Source organism: Kitasatospora sp. NPDC004240, from assembly GCF_053603215.1.
In genome coordinates this window covers 1-24,936 of sequence record NZ_JBSGFD010000133.1, presented here as the reverse complement: position 1 = coordinate 24,936, position 24,936 = coordinate 1, and the positions used below count along the sequence as shown (strand labels likewise).

Sequence of the window (24,936 nt, the reverse complement as noted above, 5' to 3'; positions counted from 1 at the left end):
AGTGGCCGATGCCGTCCGGGTCCTCGCGCACCGGCTCCTGCGCCCGGGCGGCCGGCGAGGTGGGGGCCGGCGGCGGCGCGGGCTGGCCGGCGGTGCCGCCCGCCTGGCCGGTGGGCACCGGCTCGGTGGCGGCCGGGTACGGCGGCTCCTCCTCCACCAGCCGGCCCACCGGGGTCACCTTGCCGGCCGCGGCGAAGCCCCAGTCCAGCAGCGCCGCCGTCTCGTCGTAGACCTTCTGGTACGACGACGGGTGCATCACGGTCACCAGCAGGGTGCGCCCGTCGCGTTCGGCGGCGCCCACCAGGGTCGAGCCCGCGTTGGTGGTGAAACCGTTCTTCACGCCGATCAGCCCGGGGTACTTGCCGAGCAGCCGGTTGGTGTTGGCGACCCCGAAGCTGCCGCGCTGCCCGGTGTTCTTGTCGTAGGCCCCGGGGAAGTTCGCGTCCCGGGTCGCGCAGTACGCCCGGAAGTCGGCGCTGCGCAGACCCGCCCGGGCGAAGAGGGTCAGGTCGTAGGCGGAGGAGACCTGTCCCTCCATGTCGTAGCCGTCGGGGGAGATCACCCGGGTGTCGTGCGCCTGGAGCGCGTCCGCGCGGTCCTGCATCTCCGCGACGGTCTTGGCGATCCCGCCGTTCATGTGGGCCAGGACGTGCACCGCGTCGTTGCCGGAGCTCAGGAAGACCCCGCGCCACAGGTCGTCGACCCGGTAGTCCAGGTCCTCCTTGATCCCGACCAGGCTGCTGCCTGCGCCGATCCCCTGGATCTCGTGCGGGGCCACCCGGTGCACCAGGTCACGGTCGAACTTGGGCAGCACGGTGTCCGCGAAGAGGATCTTCAGGGTGCTCGCCGGGGCCAGCTGCCGGTGCGGGTTGTAGGACGCCAGCACCTCACCGGTGGCCGCGTCGGCCACGATCCAGGACAGCCCGGTCAGGCCCCCCGGCAGCGCGGGAGCCCCGTCCAGCGACTGGACCTGCACCCCGGGCAGGCCGAGCCGCTGCCCACCGACCGCGGCCGGCGGCGGAGGCTCCGGGGGCGCCGCGACCGCCACCGGCGAGCCCAGGGCGAGCACGGTCAGCGCGGCGAGCGATCGTACGAACGAGCGATGGGGGAACTGACGGCGTGTGAGCACCAGCAGACCGTACCCACTCCGGGCCGCGACCGTCCGGTCCCCCCGGCCCGTCCTCCGCGGGAGGGGGCCGCAATGCTCCGAACGGCCCCGCGCATACTGGGGGCATGAAGCTCAGCCGCCGCACGTCCTGGTTCCTGGCCGCCTTCGGGGTCTGGTCGATCATCATCTGGACGACTTTCGTCAAGAACCTCTGGAAGGACTCCGGCGGCCAGGCCTTCACCGGCGGGGACCACTCCCAGCCCACCGCCTTCTTCTGGGTCCACCTGCTGCTCGCCGTCACCTCGTTCGTCCTCGGCGTGACGGTCGGCCTCGTCGGCGTCCGCGGCCTGCGCGCGGCCCGTCGCCCGGCGGAGCGGTAGGGCCCGTAACCCGCCGGACGCGCCGGACGCGCGAAGGCCCCCGCCCGGTCCGGGTGGATCGGGCGGGGGCCTTCGCGGTGTGTCAGGGGATCAGAAGCGGCGGGTGACCAGCGCCCGCTTCACTTCCTGGATCGCCTTGGTGACCTCGATGCCACGGGGGCAGGCCTCGGAGCAGTTGAAGGTGGTCCGGCAGCGCCAGACGCCCTCGCGGTCGTTCAGGATCTCCAGACGCTGCTCCGCACCCTCGTCGCGCGAGTCGAAGATGAAGCGGTGCGCGTTGACGATCGCGGCCGGGCCGAAGTACTGGCCGTCGTTCCAGAAGACCGGGCAGGACGACGTGCACGCGGCGCACAGGATGCACTTGGTGGTGTCGTCGAAGCGCTCGCGGTCCTCGGCGGACTGCAGGCGCTCGCGGGTCGGGTCGTTCCCCTTGGTGATGAGGAACGGCATGACGTCCTTGTACGCCTGGAAGAACGGGTCCATGTCCACGACCAGGTCCTTGAGGACCGTGAGGCCCTTGATGGCCTCGATCGTGATCGGCTTCTCCGGGTTGACGTCCTTGATCAGGGTCTTGCACGCCAGCCGGTTGCGGCCGTTGATCCGCATGGCGTCGGAGCCGCAGATGCCGTGGGCACAGGAACGGCGGTAGGTGAGGGTGCCGTCCTGCTCCCACTTGATCTTGTTGAGCGCGTCCAGGACGCGCTCCTTCGGGTCCATCTCCAGCTGGTAGTCCACCCACACCGGCTCCGGGTGCTCCTCCGGGTTGAACCGGCGGATCCGGAAGGTGACGGTGATCAGCTGGGTGCCACCGGCCTCGACCGCGTCCAGAGCGGCCGAGTGCTTCTCCACGGTCGGAGTGCTCATCAGTACTTACGCTCCATCGGCTGGTAGCGGGTCGTCACGACCGGCTTGTAGTCGAGGCGGATCGAGGTGGTGCCGTCCTCGGCAACCTCCTGGTACGCCATGGTGTGTCGCATGAACTTCACGTCGTCACGCGTCGGGAAGTCCTCGCGGTAGTGACCGCCGCGCGACTCCTCGCGGGCCAGCGCGGAGACGGCCAGCACCTCGGCCAGGTCGAGCAGGTTGCCCAGCTCGACGGCCTCCAGCAGGTCCGTGTTGTAACGGAAGCCCTTGTCCTGGATGGAGACGTTCTTGTAGCGCTCCCGCAGGGCGGCGATGTCCTCGACCGCCTGCTTCAGGGTGGCACCGGTGCGGTAGACCATGGCGTTGGCGTCCATGGTCTCCTGCAGCTCCTTGCGGATCTGCGCCACGGACTCGGTGCCGGTGGACTCGCGCAGGCCGTCGACCAGGGCCTGGACCTTCTCGGCCGGGTTCTCGGGCAGCTCGGTGAAGCCCACCGTCTGCGCGTAGTCGGCCGCGGCGATGCCCGCGCGCTTGCCGAACACGTTGATGTCCAGCAGCGAGTTGGTGCCCAGGCGGTTGGCGCCGTGCACCGAGACGCAGGCGACCTCGCCGGCCGCGTACAGGCCCGGGACGATGTCCGTGTTGTTGCGCAGCACCTCACCCTCGACGTTGGTCGGGATGCCGCCCATGGCGTAGTGCGCGGTGGGCTGGATCGGGATCGGGTCCGTGTAGGGCTCGATGCCGAGGTACGTGCGGGCGAACTCGGTGATGTCCGGGAGCTTGGCGTCCAGCTGCTCCGGGGGCAGGTGGGTGAGGTCCAGGTAGACGTGGTCGCCGTCCGGACCGCAGCCGCGACCCTCGCGGATCTCGGTGTAGATCGCGCGGGAGCAGACGTCACGGGACGCGAGGTCCTTCATGACCGGCGCGTACTTCTCCATGAAGCGCTCGCCGTGCTTGTTGCGCAGGATGCCGCCCTCGCCGCGGGCGCCCTCGGTGAGGAGGATGCCCATGCGCCAGATGCCCGTCGGGTGGAACTGGAAGAACTCCATGTCCTCCAGCGGCAGGCCGCGGCGGTACACCAGGGCCTGGCCGTCACCGGTGAGGGTGTGGGCGTTGGAGGAGACCTTGAAGAACTTGCCGGTGCCGCCGGAGGCGAACACGACCGACTTGGCCTGGAAGACGTGGATCTCGCCGGTGGCGAGCTCGTACGCGACGACGCCGGCCGTCTTGCCCTCGTTGATGAGCAGGTCGAGGACGTAGAACTCGTTGAAGAACTCGACGCCGTGCTTGACGCAGTTCTGGAACAGCGTCTGGAGGATCATGTGACCGGTGCGGTCGGCCGCGTAGCAGGAACGGCGGACCGGGGCCTCGCCGTGGTTGCGGGAGTGACCGCCGAAGCGGCGCTGGTCGATGCGGCCCTGCTCGGTCCGGGAGAAGGGCAGGCCCATCTTCTCCAGGTCGAGGACGGCGTCGATGGCCTCCTTGCACATGATCTCGGCGGCGTCCTGGTCGACCAGGTAGTCACCACCCTTGACCGTGTCGAAGGTGTGCCACTCCCAGTTGTCCTCCTCGACGTTGGCGAGGGCGGCGCACATGCCGCCCTGGGCCGCGCCGGTGTGGGACCGGGTGGGGTAGAGCTTGGTCAGCACGGCGGTACGGCTGCGCTGGGTCGACTCGATGGCCGCGCGCATGCCGGCGCCGCCCGCGCCGACGATGACGGTGTCGTACTGGTGAATCTGCATGGGGGTTCTAACTCGCCTCTGGCCTCTGCCGATGTCCGATGTGGGTGCTCGCGGCTCAGATGTTGGGGTCGAAGGTGAAGATCACCAGGGTGCCGAGGAGCACGGTGAAGACCGTGGCGGCGCCCATGAGGCCCTTCAGCCAGAGCCGGGTGGAGTCCTTCTCGGCGTAGTCGTTGATGACGGTCCGCATGCCGTTGGCGCCGTGGAGCATGGCGAGCCAGAGCATCAGGAGGTCCCAGGTCTGCCAGAACGGCGAGGCCCAACGGCCGGCCACGAAGGCGAAGCCGATCCGGGAGACGCCGCCGTCGATCACCAGCATGATCGTCAGGTGGCCGAGGATCAGCACCACCAGGACGATGCCGGACAGGCGCATGAACAGCCACGCCAGCATCTCGAAGTTGGTGCGGGTGCGGCGCGGGGTCTTCTTGGACCGCTGGCGGGCCGGCTCGATGACGAAGGCGTCGGCGGGGTTGCCGGTGCCCAGGCCCTTACCGGTGTGCGCCTGGGCGGAGGGGACCACCAGGGCGTCGGAGATTTCCGTGGACATGTCTCAGATCACTCTCCGAACCAGGAGATCAGCGTGTGCTCGAGGATCGGGTAGAAGGCGCCGGCCATCAGGACGACCCACACCCCGACGACGGTCCAGAGCATCTGCTTCTGGTACTTCGGGCCCTTGGACCAGAAGTCCACGGCGACGACGCGCAGGCCGTTGAGGGCGTGGAACAGGATGGCGGCCGTGAGGCCGTACTCCATCAGGTTCACGAGCGGCGTCTTGTACGTCTGGATGACGGTGTCGTACGCCTCGGGCGACACCCGCACCAGCGCGGTGTCCAGGACATGGGCGAACAGGAAGAAGAAGATGAGGACGCCGGTGACTCGATGAGCCACCCAGCTCCACATGCCTTCCCGGCCGCGGTACAGCGTTCCAGCCGGCACGGAAAAACCCTCCGGAAGCGGATTGGGGGCTCGGCCGGCTTCGGTGTCGGTCAGCCCGGCCGGGTACGGTCCACCGGCCGCCAGCATCCTATCGACGCGCTGTCGGGAACCGCCTCCGGGGCCCCCAGGTGTGATCAATCAGGCACGACTGGCCTAGCGGAACGGGAACCGGAGCCGCGATGGCTACGGTGAGTGAGCGCCGGGCTGCGCTACGGTGGCGGCCCTTCCCCCTCCCGGCCCCGCCGGCGACACCCTGCCGAGGCCCCCGTGCCCCTGAGTCCGCCCCTCCCTGCCCTCGCCCCGCTCTGCGCGCTGCTGCTGGCGCTCGGCAGCGCCGCGGCCGGCTGCACCACGGTCGCCCCCTCCACGGACCGGGCCCGGGCGGCCCGCGAGCCCTCGGCGGAACAGCTGCGGTCGGCGGCGGTCACCGACGCGGACCTCGGGCCCGGCTACACGGTGACGGTGCTGAAGCCCGGCCACGGGGAGACCGCCGGGGGCGGCGGGCGGGAGGCCTCCGACCTGCCGGTCTGCCAGCCGTTGCTGGACGTGATGACCCCGGCCACCGGGCCCTCGGCCGGCGCCGACGGGCCGTACGCGCGGACCGGGCTGAGCGTGGCGCGGGCGGTGGACCCGCGCGGGAGCGTCTACGGCGGGCTGCTCGCCTTCCGGGGCGGGCGGGCCGCCGGGCTGCAGGGGGAGCTGGAGGGACTGCTGGGCCGGTGCGGGAGCTTCACCTCGACCGCGCCGGGGCCGCCGTCGGACGGGGCCCGGAAGGAGGTCCGCGCCCGGCACCGGACGAGCCGGCACGACACGCCCACCCCCGGGGGAGCCGACGCGGCGACCGGGTTCACCCTCACGAATGAATCGGGGACGGTGACGCTCTCCCAGCGGGCGGTGCTGGTGAGGGTCGGCCCGGTGCTGGTGGTGTTCAGCACCGTCGGCGTCGGCGCGGAGCGGGCCGCCGACCCGGACGAACGGATCGTCCGGCAGCAGGTGGCCCGGCTCCGCGCCGTGCTGACGGCCTCTGGCTAGCGGGCGCCGGCCCCGGTGTGGGTGGCGACCAGGTGCTCCAGACGGGTGAGCGCGATCCGGCGGAGTTCGTCCGCCGCGACCAGCCGCTCCTCGTCCGGCTCGTTGGCCAGTCGGGTGCGGATGGAGGAGAGCACGGTGTCGAGCATCTCCTCCGGGACCACGCCGTCCAGGCAGACCACGAACACGTGACCGAACCTGGCCTCGTACGCGGCGTGGGCCGCCCGCAGCGCGGTGTGCGCCGCCTGGCTGCCGGGTGCGCGCATGCCGAGGAGCGGCTGCGGCATCCAGCTCTCGTCCGCCAGCGCCTCGGCCAGGTCGGCCGGACGCAGGTCGTACGAGGCCTCGCTGGCGGCGGCGCGCAGGGACTCTATGTCGGGATAGGGACGGTGGGCGGTGAGCCGCAGGGCCCACCGGTGGCTGCCGCAACAGGCGAGGAGGGCCTCCTCGGCGGCGCCGGCGTCGGCCTCGTTGAAACGGTGCAACCCGAGGAGGGTCGGTTCGAATCGGGGGTCGAGCCGCTGAGACGGGATGTCGCTGGCCAGCGGGTCCTCCTCGTTGAGGGCGGGAAGGTGCCGGTGGGAAGGGGAACGGAGCAGCTGAAGTATGGGGCCGCTGAACGGCGCGGATTCGTCCGCCCGGCGGCGGCTCAACGGTAGTTGAGCGGTCATCAGTTGGGGAGGGCGCACGCCGAATTCACTCGATCGAGCTATCAAGTTGTGACGTTGACACCTGAGCGTCAGCGCCCTCCCCATCTTCGTCTGCTAAGCGCGCCCGTCGAGCGCCCCCTCCTGCGTCAGGAGCAGCGGGTCCCGGCGGCCGGCATGGTGCCCTCGATCAGGTAGCCCTCCAGGGCCCTGTCGATGCAGGTGTTGTCCTTGCCGAACGCGCCGTGGCCCTCGCCGACCAGGGTCAGCAGGGTCGCGCTCGCGAAGCCCTTGGCGAGCGCCTCGGCCGAGGCGTAGGGGGTGGCCGGGTCGCCGGTGGTGCCGACCACCAGGATCGGGGCGGCGCCCTCGGCGCGGATGACGCGCGGCTTCTCCGGCGTCTTGTACGGCCAGTCGGCGCACTGGGCCCGGGTGAAGTCGTCCGCGCTCACGTCCCGGCTGAACAGCGGAGCCTCGGCCTTGAGCCTGGTCACCGCGGCCTGTGCCCTCTCGGGGGTCGGCGCGGGGGTGGCGCCGTCGGCGCAGCGGATGGCGGTGAAGGCCGGCTGGCTCGGGTCGTAGTGGCCCGTCTCGTCGCGGCCGTTGTAGGCGTCGGCGAAGGCGAGCAGCATGTCGCCCTTGTCGCGCACCATGGCCCAGCCGAGCGCCGCGCGCAGGTACTTCCAGGCGGTCTTCTCGTCGCCGTAGAGGAGGCTGAGGGCGCCGGTCCAGGCGAGGTCCCGGCCGAGCTTGCGGCCGTCCTTGGTGGTCAGCGGCTTCTCACGCAGGCTGTCCAGGTAGTCGGCGGCCTTCTTGGCGGCCGAGTCCGGGTCCGTGCCGAGCGGGCACTCGGTGGGGTGGTTGCGCACGCAGTCCACGGCGAAGCGCCCGAACGACTTCTCGAAGCCGATCTGCTGGTCGATGCTGTGGGCCAGGCCGTCGTCGGTCGGGTTGACGGCGGCGTCCAGGACCAGCCGGCCGACGTTCCCGGGGAACTCCTCGGCGTAGACCGAGCCGAGGTAGGTGCCGTAGGAGACGCCCAGGTAGTGGAGCTTCTTGTCGCCGACGGCTCCGCGCAGCACGTCCAGGTCGCGGGCGGCGTTGCGGGTGCCGACGAACGGCAGCAGCCTGCCGGACTTCGCCTGGCAGGCGGCCACGTATTCCGCGGTGTTCTTCTCCTGCTGCGCCTTGCGGACCTGCGGGTCGGCCGGGTCGTCCGTCTGGGCGTGGGCGTCGCGCTGCTTGTCGTCGTAGCAGACCACGGGCGAGCTCGCGCCGGTGCCACGGGGATCGAAGCCGATGATGTCGAAGCGGTCGTGCAGGGCGCCGAAGCCGTCGATGTCGTTCTTGAGCATCTCGACGCCGGAGCCGCCGGGACCGCCGGGGTTGATCATCAGCGAGCCGACCCGCTGGTCCGGCTTCGTGGCCGGGAGCTTGATCAGGGCGATGTCGAGGGCGTCGGCGGTGGGGTTGGCGTAGTCGAGGGGGACGTGCAGCTTGCCGCACTGCGTGGCGGACAGGTCGACGTTCTTGGCCTTCGGGTCGGCCGGGCAGGCGGCCCAGGCTATCTGCTGGCCGTAGAAGGACTTCAGCGCCGGGTCGTCGGCCCCGGTGGGCTTGGCGGTGGGCGTCGGTGTGGCGGTGGTGCCGGTGGTGCCGGTGGTGCTCGCGGCCCGGTCCTGGGCGGCGGGCCGGTCGCCGTTCTCGCAGGAGGTCGCGAACAGCAGGGTGCCGGCCGCGAGGGCGGTCAGCAGGACGCGCGGGCGGGCGGCCCGGAAAGATCTCATCGCACACGTGTATCACCCGGGGGTGACGTGTTCGAACTCTTATCCGGGCCGCCCGCCCCGGGGCGGCGTCAGGCCCGGTGCACCTTGTGGTTGGCGGCCTGGGCGCGCGGGCGCACCACCAGCAGGTCGATGTTGACGTGCGAGGGCCGGGTGACCGCCCAGGCGACGGTGTCGGCGATGTCCTCCGAGGTCAGCGGCTCGGCCACGCCCGCGTACACGGCCGCCGCCTTCTCCTCGTCGCCCCGGAAGCGGGTGACCGCGAAGCCCTCGGACTTCACCATGCCCGGCGCGATCTCGATCACCCGGATCGGCTCCCCGCACAGCTCCAGGCGCAGCGTCGCCGCGATGGTGTGCGCGGCGTGCTTGGCGGCCACGTAGCCGCCGCCGCCCTCGTAGGCGGCGAGCGCGGCGGTGGAGGAGAGCACCAGGACGGTGCCGTCGCCGCTCGCGCGCAGGGCGGGCAGCAGCGCCTGGGTCATGTGCAGCACGCCGAGCACGTTCACCTGGTACATGGCCAGCCAGTCGGCCGGGTCGCCGTTCTCCACCGTCTCCGCGCCGATCGCGCCGCCGGCGTTGTTGACCAGCACGTCGACCCGGCCGATCTCCGCGGCGAAGGCGTCCACGGCGGCCCGGTCGGTGACGTCCAGGGTGTGGGCGCGCCCGCCGATCTCCTTGGCCAGCTCCTCGATCCGCTCGGTGCGCCGCGCGGTGAGCACCACGTCGAAGCCCTCGTCCGCGAGCCGGCGCGCGGTCGCCGCGCCGATCCCGCTGCTCGCCCCGGTGACCACGGCCACCTTCTGCTCGGTCATCGCCACTCCCTTGGGTATCACTTCGGTCGGTGGTCCGATCATCTCAATGGATCGCCCGTTCACCCCGTGCGGAGGGTCCCGGGGCCCGTCTTCGAACCCCCGCCCGCCGGGCGACGCCGTGGCACCGGCCGTCCCGGGGCGGCGCCCGTTAGATTGCGGGATCAGCTGACCGTGCGTCAGCCGGGCGAGCTCCCCCTCCCCGGCCCCCGCTCCCTCACACCCCCGGAGGATCCCGTGGCAGCCGAGCCGCGCCGCACCGAGTCGGGCTTCCCGATCGAGCCCCTGTACGGGCCGCAGTCCCTCGCCGGCTGGGACCCGCGGGAGCGCCTCGGGGAGCCGGGGGAGTACCCCTACACCCGCGGCGTCCACCCGACGATGTACACCGGCCGGCCCTGGACGATGCGTCAGTACGCCGGCTTCGGCACCGCGGCCGAGTCCAACGCCCGCTACAAGCAGCTGATCGCCAACGGCACCACGGGCCTCTCGGTGGCCTTCGACCTGCCCACCCAGATGGGCTACGACTCGGACGCGCCGGTCGCGGCCGGCGAGGTCGGCAAGGTCGGCGTGGCCGTCGACAGCGTCGAGGACATGGGCGTCCTGTTCGGCGGCATCCCGCTGGGCGAGGTCTCCACCTCGATGACCATCAACGCCCCCGGCGGCCTGCTCCTGCTGCTCTACCAACTGGTCGGCGAGGCCCAGGGCGTCCCGCCGGGCCGGCTCACCGGCACCATCCAGAACGACGTGCTGAAGGAGTACATCGCCCGCGGCACGTACATCTTCCCGCCGAAGCCCTCACTGCGGCTGGTCGCGGACGTCTTCCGGTACTGCCGGGCGGAGATCCCCCGGTGGAACACCATCTCGATCTCCGGCTACCACATGGCCGAGGCCGGGGCGAACCCCGCGCAGGAGATCGCCTTCACCCTCGCCAACGGCATCGAGTACGTGCGCACCGCGGTCGCCGCCGGCATGGACGTGGACGACTTCGCGCCCCGGCTCTCCTTCTTCTTCGTCTCCCGCACCACCCTGCTGGAGGAGGTCGCGAAGTTCCGGGCCGCCCGCCGGATCTGGGCGCGGGTGATGCGCGAGGAGTTCGGGGCCCGGAACCCCAGGTCGCAGATGCTGCGCTTCCACACCCAGACCGCCGGGGTGCAGCTCACCGCCCAGCAGCCCGAGGTCAACCTGGTCCGGGTCTCCGTCCAGGCCCTGGCCGCCGTCCTCGGCGGCACCCAGTCGCTGCACACCAACAGCTTCGACGAGGCCATCGCGCTGCCCACCGAGAAGTCCGCCCGGCTCGCGCTGCGCACCCAGCAGGTGCTCGCGTACGAGACCGACGTCACCGCCACCGTCGACCCCTTCGCCGGCTCGTACGTGGTGGAGGCGATGACCGACGAGGTGGAGGCCGCCGCGCTCGCCCTGATGGGGAAGGTCGAGGAGATGGGCGGCGCGGTGGCGGCGATCGAGCGGGGCCACCAGAAGTCCGAGATCGAACGCACCGCGTACCGGATCCAGCAGGAGACCGACAGCGGCGAGCGCACCGTGGTCGGCGTCAACCGCTTCCAGCTGGCGGCGGAGGAGCCGTACGAGCCGCTGCGGGTGGACCCGGCGATCGAGGCGCGGCAGGCCGAGCGGCTGGCCCGGCTGCGCGCGGAGCGCGACGGTTCCGCGGTCGCGCGGGCCCTGGGCGCGCTGCGCGCGGCCGCCGGGGGCCGGGACAACGTGCTGTACCCCATGAAGGAGGCGCTGGCCGCCCGGGCCACGGTCGGCGAGGTGTGCGACGCGCTGCGCGAGGTGTGGGGCACCTACACGCCGGTCGAGCGCTTCTGAGGCGGCGTCGTCCGGCCGGGCCGGGGCTCCGCGCACCGGCCCGTGACCGGGGCCGCCGATGATCGTTGGACAGGGCAGGCACCCCCGGGAAGGCGGCTGAAACGAAATGTCATACCCACCTGTCCGGCCGGTATGCGCCCATCCGGGGACTGATTTTCTGGAAGCCGGGCCAAATCCCCCGCACGGGCCTACCCTTGTTGAGATGAACCGTCCTCAGCCCGCCCAGCAGGCGGCCACCCTCACCGCTGACCGTCCCGTCGCCGACCTGCGGGCCCGGATCGGAGGGTTCGAGGCCGAGCTGATCGCCTTCCGCCGCGATCTGCACCGGCACCCGGAGCTGGGCCGACAGGAGTTCCGCACCACCGGCCTGCTGCGCGACCGCCTGGAGGCGGCCGGCCTCACCCCCCGGGTGCTGCCCGGCGGCACCGGGCTGATCGTGGACATCGTGCCGCCCGGCACGCCCGAGGGCACCGGGTTCCTGGCCTTCCGGGCGGACATCGACGCGCTGCCGATCGACGACGCCAAGACGGACGTCCCGTACCGCTCGACCGTCCCGGGCCGGGCCCACGCCTGCGGGCACGACGTGCACACCTCCGTCGTGCTGGGCACCGGGCTGGTGCTGGCCGAGGCGGCCCGCAGCGGTGAGCTGCGCCGGCCGGTGCGGCTGTTCTTCCAGCCGGCCGAGGAGGTCATGCCCGGCGGCGCGCTGGACACCATCAAGGCCGGCGGCATGGACGGCGTCGAGCGGATCTTCGCGGTGCACTGCGACCCCAAGGTGGAGGTCGGCCGGATCGGGCTGCGCACCGGGGCGATCACCTCGGCCTGCGACCGCCTGGTGCTGCACCTGGACGGCCCCGGCGGGCACACCGCCCGTCCGCACCTGACCACCGACCTGGTCACCGCGATCGCCCGGCTGGCCGCCGAGCTGCCGGCGGCGCTGGCCCGCCGGATGGACCCGCGCTGGGGCGTCAGCCTGGTCTGGGGCCGGATCGCCGCCGGTTCCGCGCCGAACGTGATCCCGCAGCACGCCGAGCTGGAGGGCACCGTCCGCTGCCTGGAGCTGGAGGGCTGGCGCGAGGCACCGGACCTGCTGCACGAGCTGACCTCCAAGCTGGCCGAGGTGCACCGGGCGAAGTGGACCATCGACTACCACCGGGGCGTGCCGCCGGTGGTCAACGAGGCGGTCTCGGTGGCCCTGCTGGAGGCCGCGATGACGGCCCGCTTCGGGCAGGACGGCCGGACGGTGGTCGAGGACACCGAGCAGAGCCTGGGCGGCGAGGACTTCTCCTGGTACCTGGAGCACGCCCCCGGCGCGCTGGCCCGCCTGGGCGTGCGGGTGCCGGGCGACACCGCGGTGCGGGACCTGCACCAGGGCCGCTTCGACGTGGACGAGCGGGCGATCGCGGTCGGGGTGGAGCTGTTCACCGCGCTGGCGCTGGACCCGGAAGCGGTCTGAGCGGGGGCGGAGGGGACTGGGGGCCGGAGGGGGCCGGCGGCCGGAAGGGGCCTAACGGCCCTTACTGCCCGGTTTGTCGGAATCTTCCCTTTATCTCCAGGTACGTAGACTGGGTGGCGCCAGTTTCGAACCGCCGTTCGCGTGCGGCCCGGAGTGTCGGGCGAGCCGTGGAGACCACGGTTTGATAACAACCCGAATGCTCCGGCGGACCGTGACACAACCGTGTTCTACGCGCGTTACGGTGGCGTCCGACCACGCTAAACGGGTGCGTGTGAGAAGGAGATACTCCCTTGCGCCGTTCAACTAAGCTCGCCGCGGTTGTGCTCTCGGGTTCCCTGGGCATCGCCTCGCTCGCCGCTTGCGGCGCAAAGAGCACTGACACCAACAGCAGCACCGCTTCCGCCGGTGCCTCCGGCTCGGCCGGCGGCCTCAAGGTCGGTATGGCGTACGACATCGGCGGCCGTGGCGACCAGTCGTTCAACGACTCCGCCGCCCGCGGTCTCGACAAGGCCAAGAACGAGCTCGGCGTCAGCATCCTCGAGGCCGACGCCAAGACCGGCGAGGCCGAGGCCGACAAGGAGACCCGCCTCAAGAACCTGGTGGCCTCCGGCTACAACCCGGTCATCGCGGTCGGCTTCGTGTACCAGGCCGCCGTCGAGAAGGTCGCCAAGGACAACCCGAACGTCAAGTTCGCGATCATCGACTCCGCCTCGCAGACCCAGCCGACGAACGTCACCTCGCTGGTCTTCGCCGAGCAGGAGGGCTCCTACCTGGCCGGTGTGGCCGCCGCCCTCAAGTCGAAGAACCACCACATCGGCTTCATCGGCGGTGTGCAGTCCGAGCTGATCAAGAAGTTCGAGGCCGGTTACAAGGCGGGCGCCCGCTCGATCGACCCGAACATCCAGATCGAGACCACCTACCTCACCACGCCCCCGGACTTCTCCGGCTTCAACTCGCCCGACAAGGGCAAGGAGGCCGCGCAGGGCCAGCTGGACAAGAAGGCCGACGTCATCTACGCCGCGGCCGGCTCCTCCGGCAACGGCTCGATCGAGGCCGTCTCCAACGTCCCGGGCGCCCTGGCCATCGGTGTCGACTCCGACCAGGCCACCCAGCCGGCCCTGGCGAAGTACAAGAACGTCATCATGACCTCGATGGTGAAGAACGTCGACAACGCGGTGTACTCGTACATCAAGTCGGTCAAGGACGGTCAGCCGATCACCGGCACCAAGAACTTCGACCTGAAGGCCGAGGGTCTGTCGCTCGCCACCACCGGCGGCAAGATCGACGACATCCAGGGCAAGATCAACGAGGCCGCGACCGGGATCAAGGACGGCAAGATCCAGGTCCCCGTCGCCCCGTAAGGCCGTACCGAACGTCGCTACCGCTGCCACCTGCCCGGCAGCGCGATGATTGACGCAGCATCAGGGAGGGGCCCGGAAGGGTGCGCTCAATGCGTACCCCCGGGCCCCGTCCCGTCCCCCACCGCATTTCTTGGCCCTCCAGCGCAACGACGCGCCTCCAGACCACCAGGAGACCGCCATCACCGCATCCGATCCCGCCCTGAACAAGGGCGGTACCCCCAGCGCGGGGACGGCGACACCGGCCGTCGAACTGCGCGGCATCACCAAGCGTTTCCCGGGCGTCGTGGCCAACCACGACATCAACCTGACCGTCCGCACCGGGACCGTGCACGCCCTGATGGGTGAGAACGGCGCCGGCAAGTCGACGCTGATGAAGATCCTCTACGGCATGCAGAAGCCGGACGAGGGCACCATCGCGATCAACGGCGAGCCGTGCGAGTTCAACACCCCGGGTGACGCCATCGCGCGCGGCATCGGCATGGTGCACCAGCACTTCATGCTCGCCGACAACCTCACCGTGTGGGAGAACGTCGTCCTGGGCGGCGAGAAGCTGCACGGGATAGGAGCGAAGGCAAAGGCGAAGATCAAGGAGATCTCCGACCAGTACGGCCTGGGCGTGCGCCCGGACGCGCTGGTCGAGGACCTCGGGGTCGCCGACCGCCAGCGCGTCGAGATCCTCAAGGTGCTCTACCGCGGGGCCAAGATCCTGATCCTGGACGAGCCCACCGCCGTCCTGGTGCCGCAGGAGGTCGACGCGCTCTTCGACAACCTGCGTGAGCTGAAGTCCGAGGGCGTCACCGTCATCTTCATCTCGCACAAGCTGCACGAGGTGCTGTCGGTGGCCGACGCGATCAGCGTCATCCGCCGCGGCACCACGGTCGGCGACGCCGACCCGAAGAGCGTCACCGCCCGCCAGCTCGCCGAGCTGATGGTCGGCGCCGAGCTGCCCTCGCCGGAGACCCGCGAGTCGACCGTCACCATCAACGAGATGCTGAACGTCGACGGCCTGCGGATCGCCAAGACCGACGCCGAGGGCATCGAGCGCGTGGTGCTCGACGACATCTCGCTGAAGATCCGCAAGGGCGAGATCCTGGGCATCGCCGGTGTCGAGGGCAACGGCCAGGCCGAACTGGTCGAGGCCATCATGGGCATGCTCCCGCTGGACGCCGGCACCGTGACCCTGGACGGCAAGAACCTGTCCGGCACGCAGACCCGCGCCCGCCGCGAGGCCGGCATCGGCTACATCCCCGAGGACCGCCACCGGCACGGCCTGCTGCTGGAGGCCCCGCTCTGGGAGAACCGCATCCTCGGCCACGTCACCGAGGTCCCCAACTCCAAGGGCGTGCTGCTCGACCCCGCCGGCGCCCGCAAGGACACCCAGCGGATCGTCGAGGAGTTCGACGTCCGCACCCCCGGCATCGAGGTCACCGCCGCGTCGCTCTCCGGCGGCAACCAGCAGAAGCTGATCATCGGCCGCGAGATGGCCCACAAGCCCAAGCTGCTGATCGCGGCCCACCCCACCCGCGGTGTGGACGTCGGCGCGCAGGCGCAGATCTGGGAGCACATCCGGGTCGCCCAGCGCCAGGGCCTCGCCGTGCTGCTGATCTCGGCCGACCTCGACGAGCTGATCGGCCTCTCCGACACCATCCGGGTGATCTACCGCGGCCGTCTGGTCGCCGACGCCGACCCGGCCACCGTCACCGCCGAGGACCTGGGCACCGCGATGACCGGTGCGGCGGCGGGCCACATCGAGTCCGCGCCCGAGGCCGTCGCCGAGGCACAGGCCCTCGCCGCCGAGGGCACCGAGTCCGCGCCCGCGCACCCCGCGCCCGAGGACGGCACGCCCGATGACGCCGCGACGGGCGGCGACGCCCCCACCGACACCGCCGACCCGAAGGCGGGGGAGTAACCACATGACCAGTCCCAACCCCGTCGCCAAGCGCGGCCTCTCGCAGCGGTTCGACCTGGAGAAGATCGCCCTGGGCCTCGCGGCTCCGGTGCTCGCGGTCCTGCTCTCGGTGACCATCTGCTCGGTGCTGCTGGCGACCTCGGGCAAGAACCCGTTCGAAGCCTGGGACGTGATGATCACGTACGGCACCAAGTCGGACGGGCAGGTGGCGGTCCTCAACCGGGCGACCACCTACTACCTGGCCGCCGCGGCCGCCGCCTTCGCCTTCCGGATGAACCTCTTCAACATCGGTGTCGAGGGCCAGTACAAGCTCGCCGCGCTGTTCGCCGCCTTCGTCGGCGGCCAGCTCGACCTGCCGTCGGTCATCCAGATCCCGCTGCTGCTGATCACCGCCATGCTGGTCGGTGGCATGTGGGCCGGCATCGCCGGTCTGCTCAAGGTCTACCGCGGCGTCAGCGAGGTCATCTCGACCATCATGCTGAACGCCATCGCGACCGCCGTGGTCGGTCTGCTGCTGGTCCCCGGCATCTTCGCGCCGGAGAAGGGCACCACCAGCAACGCGATCCAGACCAACCCGGTCTCGGAGTCCAGCCACTTCTTCGCGATCGAGACGGCCGGTGGCGCCCTGTGGGGCTTCATCTTCGTCGCCGTCCTGGTCGGCGCGGCCTTCCAGTTCACCCTGACCCGCACCCGCTTCGGCTTCGACCTGCGCGCCACCGGCCGCTCGGAGTCCGCGGCCACCGCGTCGGGCGTCAACGTCAAGCGCATGGTGATCATCAGCATGCTGGTCTCCGGCGGTCTCGCCGGTCTGATCGGCCTGCCGGAGCTGCTGCAGAACTCGTACTACTTCGGCCAGAGCTTCCAGGCCGGCCTCGGCTTCCTGGGCATCTCGGTCGCGCTGCTCGGCCGCAACAGCCCGATCGGCATGGCCTTCTCGGCCCTGCTGTTCGCCTTCCTGGACGCCACCGGTGCCCAGCTGCCGCTGCCCCAGAACGGCAGCTTCCCGTTCGAGATCGTCCAGGTCATGCAGGGCACCATCGTCATCTGCGTCGTGGTCGCCTACGAGCTGGTGCGCCGCTACGGCCTCAAGCGCCAGCAGCAGAAGGTGGGCGCCGAGCTCGCCGCCCAGGCCGCGGCCAACCAGAAGAAGGAGGTGTCCGCATGAGTACGGCCACCGCAGCCCGTGCGAAGACGCCGGGCGCTCCCGCCAAGAAGCGCAAGATGTCCTGGCCGGTGGTGCTGCTGCTGATCGCGGGCGCCCTGGTCCTCTTCTCCGCCGTGGGCATGGCCACCGGCAACCACTCGCTGACCTCCTCCGGCCAGATCACCGCCGCGCTCGGCGCCGCCGTGCCGATCGGCATGGCCGGTCTGGGCGGTCTCTGGTCCGAGCGGGCCGGCGTGGTCAACATCGGCCTCGAAGGCATGATGGTCGCCGGCACCTTCTGCGGCGCCTGGGCCGGTTACCTGGTCAACCCCTGGGTCGGCCTGCTGGCCGGTATGGCGGGCGGCGCGCTCGGCGGCCTGCTGCACGCGGTCATCACCGTCACCTTCGGCGTCGACCACATCGTCTCCGGTGTCGGCGTCAACCTGCTGATCCCCGGCATCTGCGCGTACGTCAACCGCATCTACTACCGCGACTACATCTCGGTGGGTGCCGGTGCCAACCAGTCCCCGCCGGCCGATTCGCTGCCGCTGATCACCATCCCGGGCCTGTCGACCGGGCTCAAGGACATCGAGAACGAGCACTGGTTCCTGGTCTCCGACATCGCCGGCGTGCTCGGCGGTCTGGTCACCAAGGTCTCCGTGGTCGTGCTGCTGGCGGCCGCGCTGATCGTGATGACCTACTTCGTGCTGTGGCGCACGACCTTCGGCCTGCGGCTGCGCTCCTGCGGTGAGAACCCGACCGCCGCCGAGTCGCTGGGCGTCAACGTCTACAAGTACAAGTACCTGGCGGTCATCGCCTCCGGTGCCTTCGCCGGCCTCGGTGGCGCGTACCTCTCGCTGGTCGCCGCGCACTTCTACAAGGACGGCCAGACCCTGGGCCGAGGCTTCATCGGCCTCGCCGCGATGATCTTCGGTAACTGGATGCCCGGCGGTCTCGCCATGGGCGCCGGTCTGTTCGGCTTCACCGACAGCCTCCAGCTGCGCGACCCGGAGTCGGTGCACGTGCTGGTCCTCATCGTCGCCATCGCGATGGCGCTGCTGGCGGTCTGGCAGCTGTACCGCCGCAACATCCGCTCCGCGATCATCTCCTTCGTGGTCGCCGGCGGCCTGGCCACCTGGTACGCCACCACCGACGAGATCCAGCGCCCGCTGATCGTCGCCACGCCGTACGTGATCACCCTGGTGGTGCTCGCGCTGGCCTCGCAGCGACTGCGTCCGCCGGCGGCCGACGGTCAGATCTACCGCAAGGGCCAGGACAAGTGACGGCTCCGGTGGTGGACTGGGAGCGGCTGCGGACGGCCGCGCGCGAGGCGATGACCCACGCGTACGCCCCGTACAGCCGCTTCCCGGTCGGGGCCGCCGCGCTGGTGGACGACGGCCGGGTGGTCACCGGCTGCAACGTGGAGAACGCCTCGTACGGCATCGGCCTGTGCGCCGAGTGCGGTCTGGTCTCCGCCCTGCACGCCGGGGGCGGTGGCCGGCTGGTCGCCTTCACCTGCGTGGACGGCGAGGGCGGACTGCTGATGCCGTGCGGCCGCTGCCGCCAGCTGCTGTACGAGCACGGCGGGCCGGACCTGCTGGTCGAGCTGCCCTCCGGGGTCAGGCCGATGAGCGAGGTCCTGCCGGACGCGTTCGGGCCGGAGCGGCTCTGAGCTCCTCGGAGCGGCTCTGGTCTTTGATTCAGTTACGCGCGTAGAGTGTCGCGAGTGGGCCGAAACCCGGCCGGTTCGCGACACTCTTCGCTTTTCACACCCCTCTTGGAGAACCCATGGACGCCATCTCCGTCATCAGGACCAAGCGCGACCGCGGAGAGCTGAGCGACGCTCAGATCGACTGGGTGATCGACGCCTACACCCGCGGCGAGGTCGCCGACGAGCAGATGTCCGCCCTGGCCATGGCGATCCTGCTGAACGGCATGCAGCCGCGCGAGATCAGCCGCTGGACGGACGCGATGATCCGCTCCGGCGTGCGGATGGACTTCTCCGCGCTGCCGCTGCCCACCAGCGACAAGCACTCCACCGGCGGCGTCGGCGACAAGATCACCCTGCCGCTCGCCCCGCTGGTCGCCGCCTGCGGCGCCGCCGTCCCGCAGCTGTCCGGCCGCGGCCTCGGCCACACCGGCGGCACCCTCGACAAGCTGGAGTCCATCCCCGGCTGGCGCGCCCTGCTCTCCAACGACGAGATGATGGACGTCCTGCGCACCGCCGGCGCCGTCATCTGCGCGGCCGGCGACGGCCTGGCCCCCGCCGACAAGAAGCTGTACGCGCTGCGCGACGTCACCGGCACCGTCGAGGCGATCCCGCTGATCGCCTCCTCGATCATGTCCAAGAAGATCGCCGAGGGCACCGGCGCCCTGGTGCTCGACGTCAAGGTCGGCTCCGGCGCCTTCATGAAGAACCTCGACGACGCCCGCGAGCTCGCCCGCACCATGGTCGGCCTCGGCACCACCGCCGGCGTCAACACCGTCGCCCTGCTCACCGACATGTCCACCCCGCTCGGCCTGACCGCCGGCAACGCGCTGGAGGTCCGCGAGTCGGTCGAGGTGCTGGCCGGCGGCGGCCCCGCCGACGTGGTCGAGCTGACCCTGGCGCTCGCCCGCGAGATGCTGGCCGCGGCCGGCGTCCACGGCAAGGACCCGGCCGACGCCCTGCGCGACGGCTCCGCGATGGACCACTGGCGCCGCATGATCGCCGCCCAGGGCGGCGACGTCGACGCCCCCCTCCCGGTCGCCCGCGAGCAGCACGTCATCCCCGCCCCCGCCTCCGGCGTCCTCACCGGGCTGGACGCCTACGCCGTCGGCGTCTGCGCCTGGCGCCTGGGCGCCGGCCGCGCCCGCAAGGAGGACCCGGTCCAGGCCGGCGCCGGCGTCGAGATGCACGCCAAGCCCGGCGACACCGTCGTGGCCGGCCAGCCCCTGCTGACCCTGCACACCGACACCCCCGAGCGCTTCGACTACGCGATCGAGGCCCTGGCCGGCGGCATCACCGTCGCCCCGGCCGGCACCGCGTTCACCCCGAACCCGATCGTCCTCGACCGCATCGCGTGACGTCCGCCCCTGCTCACGTACGCCCGGTCAGGCGTACGTGAGCAGGCCGCTGGTGTCGAGGCTCCATGGGCCCACGGCGACCGTGTCGCCGAAGGCGAACTCCGTGCGCGAGGTGTAGCCGGGCTCGTCGTGCACGATGCCGGTGCCCTTGCGTGGGTCGATGAGCAGGTAGAGCGGAATGCCCATGGCCGAGTAGTCGCGGACCTTGCCGTGGTAGTCGTTCTCCGGGTTCGACCGGGAGACGACCTCGACGACCAGGAGCACCTCATGGGGGAGGAGCGCAGGCTGCTCGGACTCCAGCGCCTTCTCCGCGAAGACCATGAGGTCCGGGCAGCGTAGCCGCCCCAGACCGACGTCCTCCAGGTCGGCTCCCGGGTGAGCGATGTACCCGGGATGGGTTGCCGGCAACTGGTGGTTGAGCTGACGGGCGACCCGGAGGACGGCGAGCTCGTGCCGCCTGACCGGTGACATCATCATGACGATCTCGCCGTCCGCGATCTCGACCTTCCCTATCCCCGGCACCTGCGGCAACCGGTCGGCGATCTCGCGCAGCCTGGCGTACGTGGCAGGGTCGATGCTCATGTCCGGAGTGTATCGACGGCCACCGCCCGGCGGGCGGTGATGGCCTGGCGGGTACCCAGGAGGGTGACGCCGGCGGCCAGGGTCATGGCGGTGAGGCCGACGGCGGCGGCGCCGGACCAGCCGGTGGAGTGGTAGGCGTCGGCGCCCAGGGTGCCGCCGAGGCTGTTGCCCAGGTAGTAGGCGATCAGGTAGAGCGCGGAGGCCTGGGCGCGGCCGCTCGTGGCGGTGCGGCCGACCGCGGAGGACGCGGTGGCGTGGCCCGCGAAGAAGCCGGCGGTGATCAGCACCAGACCGAGCAGCGCGCACAGCAGCGAACCGGCGAGCGAGAGCAGCAGCCCGGCCGCGGTGACGGCGATGGAGACGTACAGCGCGCCGCGCCGGCCGAGGCGCCCGGAGAGGCGTCCGGCGGCCGCCGAGGTGCCGGTGCCGACCAGGTAGACCACGAAGATCGAGGCGGCCGCCGACTCCGGCAGGTGGAAGGGCGCGCCGATCAGCCGGTAGCCGACGGTGGTGTAGACGGCGCCGAAGACCGCCATGAAGAGCATCCCCAGCAGGTACAGCCGCACCAGCAGCGGGTTGCGCAGGTGCCCGCCGACGGTCCGGGCGAGCGCGCGGGCGTCCACCGCGGCCGGGGTGAAGTGGCGGGCGGCCGGGATCAGCAGCCGGAACGCCAGCGCCGCCAGCAGCGCGAGCGCGGCGGAGACGGCCAGCCCCCAGCGCCAGCCGAAGCCGGCGGCCGTCCAGCCGGAGACCAGCCGGCCGCCCATGCCGCCGATGCTGTTGCCCGCCACGTACAGGCCCATCGCCGAGGCCAGCGCGCTCGGGTGGACCTCCTCGGCCAGGTACGCCATCGCGGTGGCCGGCAGCCCGGCGAGCGCCGCGCCCTGGAGGGCGCGCAACGCGACCAGGGTGCCGAGGTCGGGGGCGAACGGCAGGGCGAGCGCGAGCACCGAGGCGGCGAGCACGGAGGCCGTCATCACGGCGGTGCGCCCGTACCGGTCGGAGAGCGCGCTGGCCGGCAGCAGCGCGACGGCCAGGCCGAGGGTGGCCGCGGAGGCCGTCCAGCTGGCCTGGCCCGGGGTCAGGTCGAGGTCGGCGGAGAGGACCGGCAGCAGGCCCTGGGTGGAGTAGAGGAGGACGAAGGTCGCGATCCCGGCGGCGAACAGCGCGAGGTTGGCGCGGCGGAAGTCGCGCTGTCCGGAGCGCAGTCGGTCGTCGGCACGCAGGCGGTCGTCGGCGCGCGGACGGGGGAACGGCTGGGCGAGGGCATCCGGAACGGTCACGGATGCCCTGGTACTGGAGGGCTGCATGGCACCGACGTTAGGACCGCGTCGGCTGATGCGTCCAATGCATGAATCGTCGATAATCGATGCGCCTGGGTATCAGCACTGGTGGCGGCCGCGAGGGTGGAGGAAGTGTGACGGAGACCGGGGACATCCCCCGCCTGGCGGAGCTCGGGCCGGATCTGGCGGCCACCCAACTCGCACCCCGGCTCGCCCAGTTCGCCGCCGTCGCGCGGCTGGAGCACGTCACCCGGGCGGCGGCGCTGCTGGCCGTGCCGCAGCCGACGCTGTCCCGCGCGGTGGCCCGGCTGGAGGAGGAGCTGGGCGTCGCCCTGCTGGCCCGTCAGGGCCGTACGGTCCGGCTGACCCGGGCCGGCCGGATGCTGCTGGCCTCGGTGGAGCGGGCGCTCGCCGAACTGGAGCGCGGCGCCGAGGCGGTCCGGGCCGAGGCGGATCCGGCGACCGGGCGGGTGGCCTTCGGCTTCCTGCACACCATGGGGACGGACGCGGTGCCGGCGCTGCTGCGGGGCTTCCGGGCGGGCCACCCGCAGGTGCGGTTCCAGCTGGTGCAGGACCACGTCGCCGCGATGCTGGAGCGGCTGCGCGCCGGGGAGCTGGACCTCTGCCTGGTCTCCCCGCTGCCGGACGACCCGGCGCTGGTCACCCGCCCGCTGGACGAGCAGCGGCTCTACCTGGCCGTCCCCGCCGACCACCGGCTGGCCGGCCGGCGGCGGATCCGGCTGGCCGAGGTCGCCGAGGAGTCGTTCGTGGCGGTCGGTTCCGGGTACGGGCTTCGCCTGATCACGGACGGCTTCTGCGCGGAGGCCGGGTTCGCCCCGAAGGTCGCCTTCGAGGGGGAGGACACCGAGACGCTGCGCGGCCTGGTCGCGGCCGGGCTGGGTGTCGCCCTGCTGCCGCCGGGGCTGGTGGCCCGGCCCGGGGTGGTGGAGCTGGAGGTGACCGCCCCGCGCACCCGGCGGGCGATCGGCCTGGCCTGGGCGGCCGGGCGGCCGTTCACCCCGCCGGTGGCGGCGTTCCGGGACTTCGTGCTGGCGCGGCGGGGGCGGCTGTTGCAGCACGACTGAGCGGGGTCGTCCGCGGCCGCCGGGGTTTCTCGTACGGCTCGCCGCCTTGGTCCGTCCGGGGGAATTCCCGGCACCGCTTAGCCGACCGGGCCGGGCGGACTGTGGCCTGTCTACGCGCGTAGGCGCTACACTCCCGCAATGGAGAAGCAGATCCCCGTCACCACCGCGGGCACCGGCCCCCGGATCCCCACCCCCGACCAGATCGCCCGCGCCCCGAAGGTGCTCCTGCACGACCACCTCGACGGCGGGCTGCGTCCCGAGACCATCGTCGAGCTGGCCGCCGCCTCCGGCTACCAGGGCCTCCCGACCACCGACCCCAAGGCACTCGGCGAGTGGTTCCGCGAGGCCGCCGACTCCGGCTCGCTGGTCCGCTACCTGGAGACCTTTGCGCACACCTGCGCCGTCATGCAGACCCGCGAGGCCCTGATCAAGGTCGCCGCCGACTGCGCCGAGGACCTCGCCGCCGACGGCGTCGTCTACGCCGAGGTCCGCTACGCCCCCGAGCAGCACCTGGAGGGCGGGCTCACCCTCGACGAGGTCGTCCTCGCGGTCCAGGAGGGCTTCCGCCTCGGCGAGGCCAGCGCCCGCGCCGCCGGCCACCGCATCCGCATCGGCACCCTGATCACCGCCATGCGCCACGCGGCCCGCTCCTCCGAGATCGCCGAGCTGGCCAACCGCCACCGCGACGCGGGCGTGGTCGGCTTCGACATCGCGGGCGCCGAGGCGGGGTACCCCCCCACCCGCCACCAGGCCGCCTTCGACTACCTCAAGGGCGAGAACAACCACTTCACCATCCACGCCGGCGAGGCCTTCGGCCTGCCGTCCATCTGGGAGGCCCTGCAGTGCTGCGGCGCCGACCGCCTGGGCCACGGCGTGCGCATCGTGGACGACATCACGGTCGCCGAGGACGGCAGCGTGCAGCTCGGCCGGCTGGCCGCGTACGTGCGTGACAAGCGCATCCCGCTGGAGATGTGCCCCACCTCCAACCTGCAGACGGCGGCGGCCACCTCGTACGCCGAGCACCCGATCGGGCTGCTCAGCCGGCTGAAGTTCCGGGTCACCGTGAACACCGACAACCGTCTGATGAGCGGCACCAGCATGAGTCGGGAGTTCGGTCACCTGGTGGAGGCCTTCGGCTACACCCTGGCCGACATGGAGTGGTTCACCGTGAACGCGATGAAGTCGGCGTTCCTGCCCTTCGACGAGCGGCTGGCGATGATCAACGACGTCATCAAGCCCGGCTACGCCGAGCTCAAGGCGGAGTGGCTGTTCAGCTCCTGAGCCGTACCGGCCCGGTGCGCCCCCGTCCCCCGTGTTGAGGGGGCGGGGGTTCGGCGTTTCATCGCACTACTCACCGGTGTGAGTGAACGGACTTTGGTCCTCGGGCGACCCGATCACTACGGTGTGCCAGTCACTGCTGACACGGGGTAACGGCCGTCGAGCCATGCCCGGAGTCGGCGCCAGACGAGGACTCAAGGGGACGAACTCATGAAGCAGGCCACTCTCAAGGCCGCCGGCACCGCGGCCCTCGGCATCGCCATCGCGGCGGTCGGCGCCGGCGCCGCCTCCGCGGCTCCCGCCGCCGCCGGTGGCCTGGGGCTTCCCACCGGCGCCCTCACCAACCCGGCCGTGACCGGCGCGGTGGGCGAGACCGCGGCCAAGCTGCCGGGCGGCGACAAGGTCTCCAGCACCCTCGGCACCCTCACCCCGGCCGCCGGGCAGGCCGCCGAGGTGCCCGCCGCCGCCGAGCCGATGTCCGCCCCGGTGGCCGACGCCGCCACCCGCGGCGCCGTCCCGTCCATCCCGGGCCTGGACAAGACCCCGGTCGGCGGCCTGACCGGCGTCCTCCCGATCCCGGGCCTCGGCGGCTGATCCACGGCCGCACGCAGGACAGGGCCGCCCGCCCCGGAACTCCCGGGGCGGG

Annotated in this window: 23 protein-coding genes; 13 read left to right on the top strand and 10 right to left on the bottom strand. The window is 71.7% G+C overall.

Features of this window, described 5'->3' with window-relative positions:
• The coding region (locus ACWEQL_RS29230; RefSeq protein ID WP_452153332.1) for a D-alanyl-D-alanine carboxypeptidase family protein at positions 1 to 1,129 on the bottom strand (1,129 nt) is incomplete at its 3' end.
• A 104-nt stretch (positions 1,130 to 1,233) separates the two neighbouring features.
• Between ACWEQL_RS29230 and ACWEQL_RS29225 the strand changes: the two genes are divergently transcribed.
• The gene (locus ACWEQL_RS29225; RefSeq protein ID WP_452153331.1) at positions 1,234 to 1,488 is read left to right on the top strand and encodes an SCO4848 family membrane protein; all 255 of its coding nucleotides are present in this window, start codon (positions 1,234 to 1,236) and stop codon (positions 1,486 to 1,488) included.
• A gap of 90 nt (positions 1,489 to 1,578) precedes the next feature.
• On the opposite strand, the gene ACWEQL_RS29220 is transcribed toward ACWEQL_RS29225, so the two are convergent.
• From ACWEQL_RS29220 to sdhC, 4 genes are read right to left on the bottom strand one after another with little or no spacing between them, the layout of a single operon-like run.
• Complete coding sequence (locus ACWEQL_RS29220; RefSeq protein WP_452153330.1) at positions 1,579 to 2,352, bottom strand: succinate dehydrogenase iron-sulfur subunit; 774 nt, start codon at positions 2,350 to 2,352, stop codon at positions 1,579 to 1,581.
• A complete protein-coding gene (sdhA, locus tag ACWEQL_RS29215) occupies positions 2,352 to 4,094 on the bottom strand; it encodes a succinate dehydrogenase flavoprotein subunit (RefSeq protein WP_452153329.1) in 1,743 nt (580 codons plus the stop codon). Before sdhA ends, ACWEQL_RS29220 begins: the two co-directional genes overlap by 1 nt.
• A 55-nt stretch (positions 4,095 to 4,149) precedes the next feature.
• Entirely contained in the window at positions 4,150 to 4,641 is a 492-nt protein-coding gene (locus tag ACWEQL_RS29210; protein ID WP_452153328.1) for a succinate dehydrogenase hydrophobic membrane anchor subunit, read from the bottom strand.
• An 8-nt stretch (positions 4,642 to 4,649) separates the two neighbouring features.
• Complete coding sequence (sdhC, locus tag ACWEQL_RS29205; protein ID WP_452153327.1) at positions 4,650 to 5,030, bottom strand: succinate dehydrogenase, cytochrome b556 subunit; 381 nt, start codon at positions 5,028 to 5,030, stop codon at positions 4,650 to 4,652.
• Between the two features lie 267 nt (positions 5,031 to 5,297).
• On the opposite strand from sdhC, the gene ACWEQL_RS29200 reads away from it, so the two are divergent.
• Positions 5,298 to 6,062 (top strand): hypothetical protein, encoded by a 765-nt coding sequence (locus tag ACWEQL_RS29200; RefSeq protein ID WP_452153326.1) that lies wholly within the window; start codon positions 5,298 to 5,300, stop codon positions 6,060 to 6,062.
• Here ACWEQL_RS29200 and ACWEQL_RS29195 read toward each other — a convergent pair.
• The 3 genes from ACWEQL_RS29195 to ACWEQL_RS29185 all read right to left on the bottom strand — a co-directional run bounded on the left by ACWEQL_RS29195 (position 6,059) and on the right by ACWEQL_RS29185 (position 9,302).
• On the bottom strand, positions 6,059 to 6,604 hold the full coding sequence (locus ACWEQL_RS29195; RefSeq protein ID WP_452153334.1) for a 2-oxo-4-hydroxy-4-carboxy-5-ureidoimidazoline decarboxylase: 546 nt from the start codon (positions 6,602 to 6,604) through the stop codon (positions 6,059 to 6,061). The two genes, ACWEQL_RS29200 and ACWEQL_RS29195, sit on opposite strands and share 4 nt — an antisense overlap.
• Positions 6,605 to 6,855: 251 nt before the next feature.
• Positions 6,856 to 8,493 (bottom strand): alpha/beta hydrolase, encoded by a 1,638-nt coding sequence (locus tag ACWEQL_RS29190; protein WP_452153325.1) that lies wholly within the window; start codon positions 8,491 to 8,493, stop codon positions 6,856 to 6,858.
• 68 nt (positions 8,494 to 8,561) lie between these two features.
• A complete protein-coding gene (locus tag ACWEQL_RS29185; RefSeq protein WP_452153324.1) occupies positions 8,562 to 9,302 on the bottom strand; it encodes an SDR family oxidoreductase in 741 nt (246 codons plus the stop codon).
• Positions 9,303 to 9,536: 234 nt separating this feature from the next.
• On the opposite strand from ACWEQL_RS29185, the gene ACWEQL_RS29180 reads away from it, so the two are divergent.
• The 8 genes from ACWEQL_RS29180 (at position 9,537) to ACWEQL_RS29145 (ending at position 20,062) form a co-directional block, all read left to right on the top strand.
• The gene (locus ACWEQL_RS29180; protein ID WP_452153323.1) at positions 9,537 to 11,126 is read left to right on the top strand and encodes an acyl-CoA mutase large subunit family protein; all 1,590 of its coding nucleotides are present in this window, start codon (positions 9,537 to 9,539) and stop codon (positions 11,124 to 11,126) included.
• Positions 11,127 to 11,328: 202 nt separating this feature from the next.
• On the top strand, positions 11,329 to 12,582 hold the full coding sequence (locus tag ACWEQL_RS29175) for an amidohydrolase (RefSeq protein WP_452153322.1): 1,254 nt from the start codon (positions 11,329 to 11,331) through the stop codon (positions 12,580 to 12,582).
• A gap of 290 nt (positions 12,583 to 12,872) precedes the next feature.
• On the top strand, positions 12,873 to 13,943 hold the full coding sequence (locus ACWEQL_RS29170) for a BMP family lipoprotein (RefSeq protein WP_452153321.1): 1,071 nt from the start codon (positions 12,873 to 12,875) through the stop codon (positions 13,941 to 13,943).
• A 337-nt stretch (positions 13,944 to 14,280) separates the two neighbouring features.
• Complete coding sequence (locus tag ACWEQL_RS29165) at positions 14,281 to 15,852, top strand: ABC transporter ATP-binding protein (RefSeq protein WP_452153333.1); 1,572 nt, start codon at positions 14,281 to 14,283, stop codon at positions 15,850 to 15,852.
• A 4-nt stretch (positions 15,853 to 15,856) separates the two neighbouring features.
• Entirely contained in the window at positions 15,857 to 17,017 is a 1,161-nt protein-coding gene (locus ACWEQL_RS29160) for an ABC transporter permease (protein ID WP_452153320.1), read from the top strand.
• A complete protein-coding gene (locus ACWEQL_RS29155; RefSeq protein ID WP_452153319.1) occupies positions 17,014 to 18,279 on the top strand; it encodes an ABC transporter permease in 1,266 nt (421 codons plus the stop codon). The genes ACWEQL_RS29160 and ACWEQL_RS29155 overlap by 4 nt, the downstream gene beginning before the upstream one ends.
• Entirely contained in the window at positions 18,276 to 18,668 is a 393-nt protein-coding gene (locus ACWEQL_RS29150; RefSeq protein WP_452153318.1) for a cytidine deaminase, read from the top strand. Before ACWEQL_RS29155 ends, ACWEQL_RS29150 begins: the two co-directional genes overlap by 4 nt.
• A gap of 116 nt (positions 18,669 to 18,784) precedes the next feature.
• Positions 18,785 to 20,062, top strand: a complete 1,278-nt coding sequence (locus ACWEQL_RS29145; RefSeq protein ID WP_452153317.1) for a thymidine phosphorylase — start codon at positions 18,785 to 18,787, stop codon at positions 20,060 to 20,062.
• A 27-nt stretch (positions 20,063 to 20,089) separates the two neighbouring features.
• Here the strand turns inward: ACWEQL_RS29145 and ACWEQL_RS29140 are convergent, their stop codons facing one another.
• Together ACWEQL_RS29140 and ACWEQL_RS29135 are read right to left on the bottom strand one after the other, a co-directional pair.
• Positions 20,090 to 20,644 carry a Uma2 family endonuclease gene (locus tag ACWEQL_RS29140; protein WP_452153316.1) on the bottom strand — a complete coding sequence of 185 codons (555 nt, stop codon included), beginning with the start codon at positions 20,642 to 20,644 and terminating at the stop codon, positions 20,090 to 20,092.
• Entirely contained in the window at positions 20,641 to 21,954 is a 1,314-nt protein-coding gene (locus ACWEQL_RS29135) for an MFS transporter (RefSeq protein ID WP_452153315.1), read from the bottom strand. Before ACWEQL_RS29135 ends, ACWEQL_RS29140 begins: the two co-directional genes overlap by 4 nt.
• A gap of 107 nt (positions 21,955 to 22,061) precedes the next feature.
• Here ACWEQL_RS29135 and ACWEQL_RS29130 point away from each other — a divergent pair, with 107 nt between their 5' ends.
• From ACWEQL_RS29130 to ACWEQL_RS29120, 3 genes are all read left to right on the top strand, one after another.
• The gene (locus tag ACWEQL_RS29130) at positions 22,062 to 23,012 is read left to right on the top strand and encodes a LysR family transcriptional regulator (RefSeq protein WP_452153314.1); all 951 of its coding nucleotides are present in this window, start codon (positions 22,062 to 22,064) and stop codon (positions 23,010 to 23,012) included.
• 138 nt (positions 23,013 to 23,150) lie between these two features.
• Complete coding sequence (locus ACWEQL_RS29125) at positions 23,151 to 24,293, top strand: adenosine deaminase (protein WP_452153313.1); 1,143 nt, start codon at positions 23,151 to 23,153, stop codon at positions 24,291 to 24,293.
• Between the two features lie 207 nt (positions 24,294 to 24,500).
• Positions 24,501 to 24,884 carry an ATP-binding protein gene (locus ACWEQL_RS29120; protein ID WP_452153312.1) on the top strand — a complete coding sequence of 128 codons (384 nt, stop codon included), beginning with the start codon at positions 24,501 to 24,503 and terminating at the stop codon, positions 24,882 to 24,884.
• Positions 24,885 to 24,936: the final 52 nt, after the last annotated feature.

Excerpts from the sequence above, each read along its gene's own strand:
- ACWEQL_RS29225 (WP_452153331.1), top strand. The coding sequence starts at position 1,234 with ATGAAGCTCAGCCGCCGCACGTCCTGGTTCCTGGCCGCCTTCGGGGTC.
- ACWEQL_RS29220 (WP_452153330.1), bottom strand. The coding sequence starts at position 2,352 with ATGAGCACTCCGACCGTGGAGAAGCACTCGGCCGCTCTGGACGCGGTC.
- sdhA (WP_452153329.1), bottom strand. The coding sequence starts at position 4,094 with ATGCAGATTCACCAGTACGACACCGTCATCGTCGGCGCGGGCGGCGCC.
- ACWEQL_RS29210 (WP_452153328.1), bottom strand. The coding sequence starts at position 4,641 with ATGTCCACGGAAATCTCCGACGCCCTGGTGGTCCCCTCCGCCCAGGCG.
- ACWEQL_RS29190 (WP_452153325.1), bottom strand. The coding sequence starts at position 8,493 with ATGAGATCTTTCCGGGCCGCCCGCCCGCGCGTCCTGCTGACCGCCCTC.
- ACWEQL_RS29185 (WP_452153324.1), bottom strand. The coding sequence starts at position 9,302 with ATGACCGAGCAGAAGGTGGCCGTGGTCACCGGGGCGAGCAGCGGGATC.
- ACWEQL_RS29175 (WP_452153322.1), top strand. The coding sequence starts at position 11,329 with ATGAACCGTCCTCAGCCCGCCCAGCAGGCGGCCACCCTCACCGCTGAC.
- ACWEQL_RS29165 (WP_452153333.1), top strand. The coding sequence starts at position 14,281 with ATGGGTGAGAACGGCGCCGGCAAGTCGACGCTGATGAAGATCCTCTAC.
- ACWEQL_RS29160 (WP_452153320.1), top strand. The coding sequence starts at position 15,857 with ATGACCAGTCCCAACCCCGTCGCCAAGCGCGGCCTCTCGCAGCGGTTC.
- ACWEQL_RS29155 (WP_452153319.1), top strand. The coding sequence starts at position 17,014 with ATGAGTACGGCCACCGCAGCCCGTGCGAAGACGCCGGGCGCTCCCGCC.
- ACWEQL_RS29145 (WP_452153317.1), top strand. The coding sequence starts at position 18,785 with ATGGACGCCATCTCCGTCATCAGGACCAAGCGCGACCGCGGAGAGCTG.
- ACWEQL_RS29140 (WP_452153316.1), bottom strand. The coding sequence starts at position 20,644 with ATGAGCATCGACCCTGCCACGTACGCCAGGCTGCGCGAGATCGCCGAC.
- ACWEQL_RS29135 (WP_452153315.1), bottom strand. The coding sequence starts at position 21,954 with ATGCAGCCCTCCAGTACCAGGGCATCCGTGACCGTTCCGGATGCCCTC.
- ACWEQL_RS29125 (WP_452153313.1), top strand. The coding sequence starts at position 23,151 with ATGGAGAAGCAGATCCCCGTCACCACCGCGGGCACCGGCCCCCGGATC.
- ACWEQL_RS29120 (WP_452153312.1), top strand. The coding sequence starts at position 24,501 with ATGAAGCAGGCCACTCTCAAGGCCGCCGGCACCGCGGCCCTCGGCATC.